This is a genomic window from Metallosphaera cuprina Ar-4 (assembly GCF_000204925.1).
Classification (GTDB): domain Archaea; phylum Thermoproteota; class Thermoprotei_A; order Sulfolobales; family Sulfolobaceae; genus Metallosphaera; species Metallosphaera cuprina.
In genome coordinates, this window is the sequence record NC_015435.1 from 410,120 (window position 1) to 423,184 (window position 13,065).

Here is a 13,065-nt window from a genome sequence, read left to right on the forward strand (position 1 = left end):
GATCGACATGGTTGATCTAACTTCAAAGGAGAGCTGAGCTCACTCCTTTCGCTATCGTACAATGTTATTGCGTCAATCCTTTAACTCCATCAACCTTTAGCGCGAAGTGAGGTAAATGGCAACTTGGAGTCCGTAATCTACTCGGTTAACTTAAACGGCTTCCTCAGCTCCGTTGAACTTCACGATGGGATAGAACACCTAGGTCTTCACGGCTAAGCTAGCGGCAAGGACCTATGTTAGGATTGCGGAATAGGCACTTACTGTGAGGCAGAGTTCCCACGAAAGAGGCTCTATGGGTTCTCCGATGAACTAGGAGAAGGGCGGTGAGTCTCTAGAGTTAAAACCCTTGATGAAGTTGAAAGAGTTTCATGACCAAAGTGTGTTACTCTAAATATTGGGACTTGGTTAAGTAATGCGTGGCTAACTTTCTGTAAGCGTTTCGCAAGTGATGAAGGAAAGTCACCTTACTTAGTCCCAACTCTGAGGCTACGACGTCTGCGTCCGCTCTCCTAGGATAATCCAAGTATCCATTAGCGAGGGCCGTCCTTAACGCTCTCTTCTCGGCCTGAGAAAGATTTGGTCCAAGTTGCAGCTTATAATCATCAATCGTGTAGTCGAGAAGCTTACCCTGAGAGGAAAGACTCCTCAAAACTTCCGAAGTTCTGTCCCTAGATATCACGAAACTCCAGGTCTCTACACCTCTCCTTATCTTGTTGAAAAGGAACATGACCTCCATATCGTAAAGCAGTCCAGCAATGGAACCTCTATACCTGTTGAGAAAATCGACGAAGTTAACATCGTTATACGTTGTAACCTTATTGACCTTAACGACACCCTGAGAGTTCCTCATCTTCCCAACAACCGACCTGTCCCCGGCGTTAATTACTATCCTAGACCTGAGATACCCCTTATCTGGATAAACGTGATAGTTCATCGTTATAGCCTCAAGGTCCTCTAGTTCACTGGTCCAGCAGTTCTCATGTTGAATCGATATCGTCATTACCTTTAAAGTTCCCATATGAAAATATATGATTTATTTAAACTATAAAATCCTTTCTCTTAACTTATATCTGTGGGAAAAATATGTATAATAAAAAATATATTTAGTATGGAGATAGTTCATCTAAACGTTTTCTAGAAGTCTTAATTCCAGCAAGAGAGACCAAAGCTGAGATCACCTGGAACGATACCATTAGCGTGAAGACCTCCAGCGCAGTGTAGTTGCCAACTCCACTCGATAGGATGTTACCTATCGTGATAGCTAACAGGAAAGCGCCTATCCCACCTCCGATATGGCCAAGACCGTCAGCTAGACCGAAGCCAGTTACCCTGGCTCTAGTGGGGAAGTTTTCAGTAGTCCAAGTGTAGGATATAGGGACCCACAAGTCTATACCTAAGAACAGCACTATCGCTCCTAACACCTCTAAACCAAGGCTTCCTCTACCTAAGGCCATCATCGTCCCTCCTATCAGCGAGATTATTGCGGATATAGGAACCCAGATTTTCCTCTCCAGTTTCTCACCTAGAAAGATCAGTAGAACGGGCACAGCAATGAAACCTAATACTCCGAGCGAAGCGATCATACCAGCCTCAGGAGAAGGGAAACCTAGTGAGGAGAGGATAGTTGTCAAACCCGCGGCGTTAGTGTAAACCGTTATGTAGCCGAAGAACCACATGAAGAAGAGGACAAGCCATCTCTTCAGGTATACTTTGTCTTTGAATATAGTTACCAAGGCCTCCTTATAGGAGACCTCTGTCATTACCTTAACCTCAATAAGCTGAGGAATGGAAGGAAGTTCTCCTATCTTCCTCTTTGCAATTTCCTCCATCCTCTCAACGATCTTTAAGGCTTCCTCCACCCTGCCCTTGGATATCAACCATCTTGGAGATTCTGGTAGCTCGAACCTTAGGGCCAGCCCTATGAGAGCCAAAAGAGAACCTACTCCATACATTATTCTCCATCCTGAGAGGGCAAAAACACCGCTTCCTCCTAAGGCTATGGGTAAACCCAATGGGAATGGAGCTGGAGGTGTAGTTAACAGTAAACCGATCCAAAGGCCCAAGAAAGCGCCTAACGTAGCGAAGAGAAAAACTAAGGCTGTGAACTTAGCCCTCCCGTTTATTGGAGCTACCTCATTTATGTAAGTGTTAACTATAGCTAAGTCAGCGCCCACTCCTATCCCGGTTATGGTTCTAGCTATTAGGTAATCAACGTAATTAGGAGAGAGAGCATTGTAGAGCGAACCCAGACCTGTTATAGCCATTGTAAGCACCAACATCCTCTTCCTTCCGAACCTATCCGCTAGCGGCGTTAACGCAATAGCTCCTATCACATATCCTACCAAGTTCCACAACACTACAGGACCTAGAAGTTTAGGTATCTCAGGGGAGGAGGGTGAAGCCACACCGAATGTGGTGAGCGCTGTCTGTATGAAAGAGACGTTTATGTCAAATATGTCAAAAAGGTGAAGAGGAAACCTGTGCCCAATATCGCTATGAAACTCGCGGGAAGGGACCAAACCGAAAGTCTATCCAATCTGGCTATTACCTCAGAGCCTAACTTTTTTTCTTCCATCTAACATCGAAGAACCTTTTATAATGAAGTAAAATCCTGTAGATGAAACTGTTTTCACTAGCTTCAACATTTTAAGCTGTAAAAGTAGGTTTAAAGTGGTGACAAAACCTCCTTTCAGTCCTTATCGATAACGTGAAAGCCCTTTTCCTTCCACCCCGTGGTGAGCGCGTACCAAGGGGCTATCGATTCCAACATGAGCCCAATTATCCCTTTAGCCATGAAAGTGGGAAAACTTCTCCAGGACAGATCTACATACCTTCGCGTTGAGACGAAGCCGTCTTTCAACATTAGCATTAAGGTTAACCAGATAGGTCCGGTCAGATAAGGTCCTATAGGGAGAGGTGCGGCCGCGTCCTTGATCAAAATTAAGAAGGGAACTAGGAATCCTATCACTGCAGAGTACCAACTGACTAAGTTCAAGGCGTACTTAATCTTATCCTTGAGGCTCATCTTCCCTAACGCGTCTAAAATACCAAGAACCCATCTCCTCCTCTGTTTAAAGTAATCTATCAAGTTTTGGGGAGGAATTTCATAAACGAAGCCCTTCATTAATCCATATCTGAATTTCTTTGCTGCATTCAAGTGAAAAAGGAGATCCTCAGCTCTCACTGGTCCGAAGTCCCAACCTATCTCCTTCTCCACTTTGACCTTAGCCATAAATCCTGAACCGTGCCACACCCCTCTAGGGGAGAGAGAAAGCGATATGATATCGTTAGATGTCCTCATAGTCTCTATTACGGACAATACGTTCATTTTCCAGTTAACCGGGTAAGTTATCGAATGAACTCCAATGTCCAGATTCCCTCTCATGAATTCAGCTAGACCTAGTACGCTATCTTCGCCGAACATAGTCTCCTCATCGTGATAGTAAACCCAATCGTTAGGATCTTTTTCCTTCTCCTCCATGGCGTACTGTAACGCTCTGGCTTTGAACCTCGATCCGTTCTTAGTTTCATAACATCTAGGTACAACCTTCAGAACCGAATTTAAACCCTTAAGTCTTCCCTCCATTCCCTCATCGGTGACTATCCAAACCTCGTACGGTACCTTTACAGAGTACTTCCTCTCCACTTCCTTATACCAGTACCGAATAGATCTCACGGTCCTTTCCACAGTCCTAACGTTTTTCCCAGAGGTAACAACCTGGTTTATTACAATTCGGTCCGATTTAAATCCCTTGATCGCGCTAGGATCTATAACCGAGTTGCTCCTTTCTGTAATCAACTTAGAGGCCCCGAACTCACCTACCTTAGGAAGGGCTCCGTACCATCCTAGCTTCACGAGGTCAAGGATTGTCTTAAGTCCCCAGTTAGGGAAGAGTAGAGCTGTGACAGGAGAGGAGAGCAACATCAAAGCGAATTCCTTTCCAGCTGTCCCTTTAATCTCCTTTATTGCATCGTTATAATAATTTACAGTGAATTTTTCATAAATATCTGATAGAATTTGCATAGAACCGAAAACGAGATTTAAGCTTTAAACTTTTCGTTCTCGAGCAGCGTTCTCGTAAGGACCTCATTTGTTTAGTTGAGTCTAAAGTTCATATGGTGAGGGATCGCCTTTGCCTGCTAACAGAATCTCAGAGGAAGCGAAAGATAAGGGAAGACGATCAGAGCCCGAAACGAGGTTACAAAACGTGAACTGGATAAAGAGCAATGAAACGCCAAGGCTAGCCGTAACCAATTACACCCAGCCACCTGGAGACGTTGCGCAGGACTCACCCTATTGGGAGTGGCAGGCTGAACCCCTCGGACTTTCGCCCTCGAGGCTTACACCCCCACCCCATCAACCCCCTGTTCTTGGGGAGGGTTCCCACATGTTAGCCTTGCGGCCAACATGCACCGCCGCCTCTTTTCGGGGAGGGGTTCCCGCTTAGATGCTTTCAGCGGTTACCCCACAGGGCGTGGCTGCCCGGCACTGCCCTATCGGACAACCGGTAGACTAGAGGCCCCGATACCCTGTTCCTCTCGTACTAGGAGTACCTTCCCCTCAGGCGGCGTGCACTCCTCACCCTTAGAGTCCGACCTGTCTCGCGACGGTCTAAACCCAGCTCACGTTCCCCTTTAACGGGCGGGCAGCCCTACCCTTGGAGGCAGCTGCACCTCCAGGGTGGGAAGAGCCGACATCGATGTAGCAAACCGCGGGGTCGATGGGAGCTCTCGCCCGCGACGACCCTGTTATCCCCGGGGTAACTTTTCTGTCATGCCCAGCCCCCACGTGTGGGGGCATGAGCGTTCGCTAGGCCGCGCTTTCGCGTCGAGACCCCGTACTTTGAAGGGTCTCGTCAGGCCAGCTTTTGCCCTTGCACTCTACGGCGGCGTTCTGTACCGCCTGAGCTGACCTTTGGGCTCCCGTGTTATCTTTTCGCGGGAGTGCCGCCCCAGCCGAACCGCCCACCTGACGGTGTCCCTTTTCAGGTTAGGTTCCCGAGCATTCATGGGTGGTGTTTCACCTTCGGCTCCATCGCCCCCGAAGGGACGACTTCGACGCCTCCCACCTACGCTACGCATGAACGCCCGAGAACCAACGCCAGGCTGCGGTGAAGCTCCACGGGGTCTTCTCTCGGTGTGAGGAGTTGCGGGACTGTGAACCCACTCTGGGCGGTCATGGGGCCCTAGGCTGGGACAGTGGGGATCACGTTGATCCATTCATGCGCGCCGGAACTTGCCCGGCAAGGCATTTGGCTACCTTGAGAGGGTCAGAGTTACCCCCGGCCTTCAGTGGGGCTTCGCCCGGTTGGACCCGGGTTTAACCGACCACCAGTGGCCAGGATTTAGCCCCCGTTCACACCCTTTCGGGCTAGCGGGGACCTATATTTTTATTAAATAGTCAGATCCCCCTGGTCACTGCGACCTACCACTGCAGCGCTACTACAATGGTAGGCATCCCTTCTTCCGAAGGTACGGGACCATTTTGCCGAGTTCCCTAGCCTAAGTTACCCCCCAGACGCCTTGGGCTTCTCACCCAGGGGCACCAGTGTCGGTTCTAGGTACGGACACGGAGGATCGTTGAGATCTCCCTTTTCATGGGGACCAGGGATCAGGAAAACCTCCCTAACGGAAGGCCCATCGAGCCTTAGCCCCCTTCTCACCATTACGGCTCTCCAGGGGCTTAGGTACACTTGGATGGAGCGATGGCTCCACTTTCCTTACCCCAATCCGTCAGGAGATCCCCGCAGCGTTACCGCACCTACCTCCGTGGCAGGGGAATATTAACCCCTTTCCCTTTCGACAGGTACCAGTTAGGCCCTGCCTTAGGACCGGCTAACTCCCGGCTGACGACCATTGCCGGGAAACCCTTGCCCTTTCGGCGGGAGGGATTCTCACCCTCCTTCGCTATTACTGCCGCCGGGATCTGCACCCGCGAAGGGTCCAGTGGATCTCACGACCCACCTTCTAGCCCATCGCGGCGCCCCCCTACCGAGTGACACTCAGTGAGCGTCACTCCCCGGGTATCGGTGACTGGCTTGAGCCCCGACTAGTCTGCAGGACCCCAGGCCTCGGCGGGTGAGCTGTTACGCACTCCTTAGAGGATGGCTGCTGCTGGGCCCACCTTCCCGCTGTCTTAGGCATGGGATGCCCTTCAAGATTGGCACTTAGCCAGTACTTAGGGACCTTAACCCGGGTCTGGGTTGTTCCCCTCTTACCACCCAACCTTACGCCGGGTGATCCACTCCCCCCTTCTCTGGCGCCCATGGGTTCGGAGTTTGACTGAGTTCCTCTGACTTTCGTCAGAGGCCCCCAATCAGTATCTCTACCCCATGAGCAACCTCCAGGGAGGCTGCGCTAGGACGCATTTCGGAGGGAACTAGATATCACCGGGCTAGATTGGTCTTTTGCCCCTAGACCCAGGTCAAGGGAACGAATTGCACGTCAGAACCCCTATTCGGTCCTCCATCGGGGTTTCCCCCGACTTCGACCTGCCCAGGTCTAGATCGCCCGGTTTCTAGTCTCACGCCAGTGACTTAAGGCCCTGACAGACCCGATCCCTCACTTGGTCGCCCAAGTTGCGGATCCTCGGTTTCCCTATGCCTCCGGTGCTGACCACCTTAGGCTCGCCACTGACGTGACCTCCCCGGCCCGTGTTTCAAGACGAAAAGCAAGACCCTGGTCATCTTCTCTCGTACTGAGGACTTGCGTCCCTTTCCTTCGAGAAGATTCAGCCCTTTAGGGCCTTGCCCTGTGTAATCGTCCGGTTTCAGGCACTTTTCACTCCCCTCCCGGGGTACTTTTCAGCTTTCCTTCACAGTACTGAGTTCGCTATCGGTCTCAGGAAGTATTTAGCCTTGGAAGCACGTGTCTCCCATCTTCCTACCCCCAAACTAGGGGATAGTACTCTACCCTGAATCACCTCCCGCTTAGATTTCGCCTACGGGACTGTCACCCTCTATGGTCCACCTTTCCAGGTGAGTTCGGCTATCTAAGCACCGGAGGTTGGGTTGCCCCTGATCCAGGGTAAAACACCACATCTCCGCCAGCTCGTCACTAGCGGATTTGGTTTGGGCTGTTCCCCTTTCGGTCGCCCCTACTCAGGGAATCTCGATTGATTTCTCCTCCTCCCCCTACTAAGATGCTTCCGTTCGGGGGGTTCCCGTCCCTTACGGGACATCCAGAGCTGTTAACTCTGGATAGGAATTCCCATTAGGGGACCCCAGGATCGAAGGCTGCTTGCGCCTCCCCTGGGAATTTCGCTGCTTGCCGCGCCCTTCTTAGGCCCCTGAGCCGAGCCATCCACCGGACGACTTCTTGTCCCTAGCGCAACCATCCCCAGATGGCTGTCTGGTGTTGGTTACGGCTAGCCTCATCGGATTCTAATCAACACCTTGGTGCTGATTAGATAATCCTAGGCTACTTTGCTCTCCTTTTCTCAAGGAGAGCTGCATTCCAGAGGAAACGAGAGTTTTAGTGAGTGGCTACCCTTCTAGAGGAGCACAAATGTGAGGTGATCCAGCCGCAGGTTCCCCTACGGCTACCTTGTTACGACTTCTCCCCCCTCGCGGAGGAGAAGCTCGACCCCCCACCCCTAAGGGCAAGGGGCCTCACTTCACCTCCACTCGGGTGGAGCGACGGGCGGTGTGTGCAAGGAGCAGGGACGTATTCACCGCGGGTTGTTGACCCGCGGTTACTAGGGATTCCTCGTTCACGAGGGCGAGTTTCAGCCCTCGATCCCAACTGAGGCAGGGTTTGTGGGATTGCCTTCCCCTTTCGGGGTCGGATCCCGCTGTCCCTGCCATTGTAACCCGCGTGCGGCCCGGAAGTTTCGGGGCATGCTGACCTGCCGTGGCCCCCTCCTTCCTCCGGTTTAACACCGGCAGTCCTTCTAGTGTGGATCGCCTCCAGAGAGACGATTACCAACTAGAAGTGGGGGTCTCGCTCGTTGCCGGACTTAACCGGACATTTCACAACACGAGCTGGCGACGGCCATGCACCTCCTCTCCGCGAGTCTGGCAAGGTCGTTAGCCTGGCCGTCATCCTGCGGTCTCCCCCGGTGAGATTCCAGGCGTTGACTCCAATTGAGCCGCAGGTTCCACCCCTTGTGGTGCTCCCCCGCCAATTCCTTTAAGTTTCAGCCTTGCGGCCGTACTCCCCAGGCGGCGGGCTTACCAGTTTTCCTGCGGCACCACGTAGGCCCAAAGCCTACGTGACACCTAGCCTGCATCGTTTACAGCCGGGACTACTAGGGTATCTAATCCTATTTGCTACCCCGGCTTTCGCCCCTCACCGTCGGGCGCGTTCTAGCCGGACGCTTTCGCCACTGGTGGTCCTCCCGGGATCTGAGGATTTCGCCCCTACTCCGGGAGTACCTCCGACCTCTCCCGCCCCCTAGCCTACAAGTATCACCGCCATTCCCCGAGTTGGGCTCGGGTCTTTAAACGGTGACTTTGTAGGCCGGCTACGGGCGCTTTAAGCCCAATAAACGTCCCGATCACTCGCGGGGCTGGTATTACCGCGGCGGCTGACACCAGTCTTGCCCCCCGCTTATTCCTCCACCTTTCTGGAGTGGAGAAAAGCCCTCTTGCGAGGGCACTAGGGGTAACGCCCTCACGGTTTCCCGCATTGGGGACGTTCCGCGCCTGGTGCGCCCCGTAGGGCCTGGGCCCTTGTCTCAGTGCCCAACTGGGGGCTCCCGCTCCCACGGCCCCTACCCGTTATAGGTTTGGGGGACCTTTACTCCCCCAACAGCCTGATGGGCCGCAGCCCCATCCTTGGGCACCTCTCGACGGGATCAGCCGAGAGGCCTTTAGATAAGGAGTCGTTCCAGATCTCCTTATCTGCCCCGGATTAGCCCCAGTTTCCCGGGGTTATCCGAGACCCAAGGTTAGGTTAGCCACGTGTTACTCAGCCGTCCGCCACGCCCTCTTCCCGAGAGCGTACGACTCCCATGGCTTAACCCTACCCCTATAGCGATCGGGTCCGGCAGGATCAACCGGAATTAGGGTAGCCAACCTTTCACCACCCTCGTTTCCTCTGTCGGAGATGAGAGACCCGAAGTTATTGGCTTCGGGGAACTCAACTCCCCATAAGCGTCATCCCCGTGCGGGTGTTTTCCCGCCGGGGGCATTACGCAAGATACATATTGTCACAAAACCAAATATAAAACTTACGACCTAGTGTCTGCATAGCTTTGTGTAGATAGCTGACGTTAAAGGGTATCGATTTTTTGATATCCAGATAAATTACATTTATACTGCATCACGTTTATTAGAGTCTTGTACAAAGCAACTTCATTTAGCTTTCGTTTTCCATAAACACCATACAATAGTCATCCGTGTAAATTTAAATGTTTTAAAGTCTAGTTGGTGAAACAGACCGATAAATTAGTTGTGAGCTTTGATAGGGAAGGAAAGCGAGAACGTCAAAAACTTTTACATTCTCTTTAATATTAAAGACGTTAGAGTGGACTCCACCCCCTTTACGGATCTAATGTTCTCTATAACGTTGTTCAACTCCGTTGAGTCCTTAGCCTCGACTCTGACCACTATGTCGTAATCGCCTGAGATCTCCATTACCTCCTTCACTCCTGGAATGATAGAGAGCCTTCTTGTCACAGACGTTGTATATACGTTAGAGCCGCACTTAACTGAGACCACAGCCTCGATCTTCTCAGGGGGTCTAGGCTTCAACACCTTGCCAGTAACCTCTTCGGCAATCTCTAAGAGATCGACGTCTCTGAAATATCTAGTACCCTGGCTGGACTTTATCTTAACGAGCACTTGTTCAAGTTCCCTATCGTCTAGCTTCACACCTAACCTCTCAAACCTGTCCTTTAGCGCGTGCTTTCCTGTGTACTTATCTATAACGTAGTCCCTTGACCTCCCAAAAGTTTCTGGAGCCATGAACTCATAAGTTCTGGGATCGTTTAGTATCCCAGCTACGTGAACTCCAGCCTTATGAACGAAGGCGTAATCACCAGTTATGGGGAAGTTTGGTGGGATAGAAATACCGCTGTACTTCTCTACCAGTGACGAAACGGACGTCAGCTTATCCAGTTTAACCACCTCCACGTTGAAGTGATATTTCAATGCAGCTGCGATGATCTGTAACGGAACTATACCTACCCTCTCCCCAAGGCCGTTAACGGTGGCGTGAACTATTGTTGCCCCTCCCTCCACCGCAGCCAGAGCGTTGGCAACTGCCATCCCGAGATCGTTGTGAGCGTGAATGTCGTATTCGACTCCAGGGACTTCCTTGACTAGATATGAGAAGAGCTCCCTAGTCTTAGTGGGATAAAGTATACCCACAGTGTCAGCTATACTTATCCTGTCCGCCCCCGCGTCCCTTGCGGTTTTAGCTACCTTAACTAAGTAATCTAAGTCAGTTCTTGTCGCGTCCTCTGCCGTAAACCTAACTTTTAACCCGTGTTCCCTAGCGTACCTAACCACCTCGGCTATAACGTTTAATGCGTCCTCCCTTGTGGTCTTAGTCTTAGCCTTTAGATGAATGTCGCTTACACCATAAAATATGGCTACTCTATCTACCTCTATCTCGCTAGCCACCTCAACGTCCCTTTTTACAGCTCTGCTATGACCTAGGATCTCAGACGTGATCTCCCCCTCTCTCTTTAGTTTCACTATTCTCTTGATTCCCTCATAGATGTCCGGTGAGACGGCTGGATGACCAGCCTCAATCATTGAAACGCCGATGTCAGATAAGGCCTTAGCGATCTCAACCCTCTGCTCAATCGTGAACACAACTCCTGGAGTCTGCTCGCCCTCTCTTAATGTCGAATCCAAAATCCCTACTTTCATTAATCGCACCTAAGAGTTCTAACTCGGTAAGAATCTTATTAATATCTACGTTAGTAGAAGGTGAAAAGTTCGAACTAAGAAAGGGAATTTAATATGAGTTCTCTCACGTTTTCTATTCCTATCTTAGGGGAGTACTTCTCAACAATCGTTCCTATTAAGCTGTACAATTCCTTACTTTTCCTCACCGAATCCATGTGATTAGCGTAAATGAAGATCAGAGAAGTACGAGGATTATTTGACTTCCTAACTTCCATTTCCAGCTCCGATAGAATCTGTTCTACTTCCTTTAGGTTAACTTTTGACTTTAACTTTCTTAACTCTACGAACTCCTCTTGGTCCAGCACAGACATGATCACACCGGCTCGATTATACTAGCAATCTCTTCTCCCTTAAGAATTCTTGCGAGTTTCCCTATCTTGTCTAAACTAGTTACTATAACCTTAATCCTAGACCTCTCAACTATCTTCATAGCCATGGGATCTAAAAGCTCGTAGGTGCCTGCCCTTATCGATTGAGTTGACTCCAAAATGCTTCTCAGCTCGGTTGTCGTCACCTTAGGGAGGAACTTGGCGTTGGGGTTCTTTTTAGGATCGCTATCGAACACTCCCTCAACTGTTGTTATCATGATCAGGTAGTCCGCTGATATGGCCTCCGCAACTAACGCTGAGACTGCGGCAGTTGACTGACCAGGCTGAAACCCGCCTACTACAACAACTTTTCCATGACCCCAATATTCGAGAAACTGCTCTAGGCTTTCCGGTACCTTAGAGTAGGCTAGATCTGGCATTGACATCGCCATTAGGAACGCATTAAGTCTCGCCACCCAAATTCCTAACAGGTCTAGACTTGCCTCATTTAAGTTGAGTGATCTCCCTAGAGTGATGTACCACCTAGCTGTCTGCCCTCCCCCTGTAACTAAGGCTACCTTATTTCCAGACTCAACTAATGACTTTATCGCATTCGATAAGACTGATTTATCTCCAGGACTATCAAAAAACTTCCCTGTTACCTTAATAACTAACTTCATCAACTTAATTTCGGCTAGTGATAAAAAAATTAAACTGGATAATCGTCAGGTAACTTATGCCTGAAGTACTTCCCTGATTCAGGGTCTTTAAATAGTCCGATTTTCACTCCCTTCCTCCCTTTAGGTGCGAGAGTCCAAGCTTTCTCAGGTGCCAATTCGGCTTCCTTTCCACCTGGTGTCTTTATCTTAACCTGTTTCTTATAGGTCATGCTAATCAAGACTATGTTGTAGGACTGATCTTATAAACCTTTCCATCAGTATCGTAATTGATAATACCATGAGTTTATCAATGACTGACGCTGAAGGATTACCTTAAACCGTAGAGGCCGTAGTTCCACCGTCTAGGAGGATACTTGTTCCTGTGATGTAACTTCCCATATCTGATGACAAGAAGAGAAGAAGAGAACCTAAGTCCCCCCTTATGTCTCCAAGTCTATTGACTGAGATGGGTTCTACGACTTTCTCTCTCCAAATCTTTTCAAAAGATAAGCCCGTCTTTTCTGCATAGCGTGTGAGGGTTCTCTTAGCCCCTTCGGTTAGAAAGCTCCCCATCAGGATAACGTTAATTGTTACTCCATACTTACCATAATCTTTAGAAAGAATCTTAGAGAGCTGAATTAATGGAGATCTGGAGACGTCAGCCAAAACTAATATGCTCTGAGGCTCCCTTACAGTCCAAGAGGATAGGTAAAATATCCTACCCCACTTCCTAGATGCCATGTCTGGAAGGACCAGTTTTGAGAGATGGATTGCACTCAAGAGGTAAAGCCTTATGGAGTACTCCCAATCTTCCATTTCAGTCTCCGAAAACGTTATAGGCTCTTTAGGAGAGTTACCTGAATTGACCACTAGGATGTCTATTCCTCCCATCACTCTTTTGGCGTAGGAGACCAAGGTAGTCAAAGAGTTCAGGTCGGTCATATCTGAAGTTATCCCATAAACTGAAGGGTTGACGCGCCTTATCTCTTGGAGCGCTCTGTTCAATTTATCTTTAGATCTAGACGAGATGGTCACGTGAGCGCCGTGATACGCGAAGGATTCAGCTACACCCTTGCCTATACCTTCTGTAGAGGAGGTAACCAGAACTCGCTTCCCTAGAACCTGAGACATGCCTAAAGTGTAAAGGGATTACATGAAAATAAAATATTAATTGAGAAAGTTGTTCAAGAGTCCGAAGGCCCAGCGATTAGCCCTTTGATTGTCTCACCGTCGTATTAG

The 13,065-nt window shown here is 49.8% G+C and carries 7 protein-coding genes, 2 rRNA genes and 1 pseudogene; all 10 read right to left on the reverse strand.

What is annotated here, in order from left to right:
* Positions 1 to 382: 382 nt before the first annotated feature.
* The 10 genes and pseudogenes from MCUP_RS02345 to MCUP_RS02390 all read right to left on the reverse strand — a co-directional run bounded on the left by MCUP_RS02345 (position 383) and on the right by MCUP_RS02390 (position 12,957).
* A complete protein-coding gene (locus tag MCUP_RS02345; RefSeq protein WP_013737063.1) occupies positions 383 to 1,018 on the reverse strand; it encodes a helix-turn-helix domain-containing protein in 636 nt (211 codons plus the stop codon).
* 85 nt (positions 1,019 to 1,103) lie between these two features.
* A pseudogene (locus MCUP_RS02350) lies at positions 1,104 to 2,575 on the reverse strand (MFS transporter).
* Between the two features lie 114 nt (positions 2,576 to 2,689).
* A complete protein-coding gene (locus MCUP_RS02355) occupies positions 2,690 to 4,024 on the reverse strand; it encodes a glycosyltransferase family 2 protein (protein ID WP_013737066.1) in 1,335 nt (444 codons plus the stop codon).
* Between the two features lie 255 nt (positions 4,025 to 4,279).
* A 23S ribosomal RNA gene (locus MCUP_RS02360) occupies positions 4,280 to 7,330 on the reverse strand.
* A gap of 178 nt (positions 7,331 to 7,508) precedes the next feature.
* Positions 7,509 to 9,005 (reverse strand): 16S ribosomal RNA (locus tag MCUP_RS02365).
* Together the 16S and 23S rRNA genes form the textbook arrangement of a ribosomal RNA operon.
* A 432-nt stretch (positions 9,006 to 9,437) precedes the next feature.
* Positions 9,438 to 10,820, reverse strand: a complete 1,383-nt coding sequence (gene lysS / locus MCUP_RS02370) for a homocitrate synthase (protein ID WP_013737067.1) — start codon at positions 10,818 to 10,820, stop codon at positions 9,438 to 9,440.
* Positions 10,821 to 10,894: 74 nt separating this feature from the next.
* Positions 10,895 to 11,170, reverse strand: a complete 276-nt coding sequence (locus MCUP_RS02375; RefSeq protein WP_013737069.1) for a hypothetical protein — start codon at positions 11,168 to 11,170, stop codon at positions 10,895 to 10,897.
* Positions 11,171 to 11,172: 2 nt separating this feature from the next.
* A complete protein-coding gene (gene pyrH, locus MCUP_RS02380) occupies positions 11,173 to 11,847 on the reverse strand; it encodes a UMP kinase (protein WP_013737070.1) in 675 nt (224 codons plus the stop codon).
* Positions 11,848 to 11,876: 29 nt separating this feature from the next.
* Entirely contained in the window at positions 11,877 to 12,056 is a 180-nt protein-coding gene (locus MCUP_RS02385) for a chromatin protein Cren7 (protein ID WP_013737071.1), read from the reverse strand.
* 103 nt (positions 12,057 to 12,159) lie between these two features.
* A complete protein-coding gene (locus tag MCUP_RS02390; protein WP_013737072.1) occupies positions 12,160 to 12,957 on the reverse strand; it encodes an SDR family NAD(P)-dependent oxidoreductase in 798 nt (265 codons plus the stop codon).
* Positions 12,958 to 13,065: the final 108 nt, after the last annotated feature.

Bases quoted from the DNA above. Each gene is read 5' to 3' on its own strand.
- MCUP_RS02345 (WP_013737063.1), bottom strand. From the start codon at position 1,018: ATGGGAACTTTAAAGGTAATGACGATATCGATTCAACATGAGAACTGC.
- MCUP_RS02355 (WP_013737066.1), bottom strand. From the start codon at position 4,024: ATGCAAATTCTATCAGATATTTATGAAAAATTCACTGTAAATTATTAT.
- lysS (WP_013737067.1), bottom strand. From the start codon at position 10,820: ATGAAAGTAGGGATTTTGGATTCGACATTAAGAGAGGGCGAGCAGACT.
- MCUP_RS02375 (WP_013737069.1), bottom strand. From the start codon at position 11,170: ATGTCTGTGCTGGACCAAGAGGAGTTCGTAGAGTTAAGAAAGTTAAAG.
- pyrH (WP_013737070.1), bottom strand. From the start codon at position 11,847: ATGAAGTTAGTTATTAAGGTAACAGGGAAGTTTTTTGATAGTCCTGGA.
- MCUP_RS02385 (WP_013737071.1), bottom strand. From the start codon at position 12,056: ATGACCTATAAGAAACAGGTTAAGATAAAGACACCAGGTGGAAAGGAA.
- MCUP_RS02390 (WP_013737072.1), bottom strand. From the start codon at position 12,957: ATGTCTCAGGTTCTAGGGAAGCGAGTTCTGGTTACCTCCTCTACAGAA.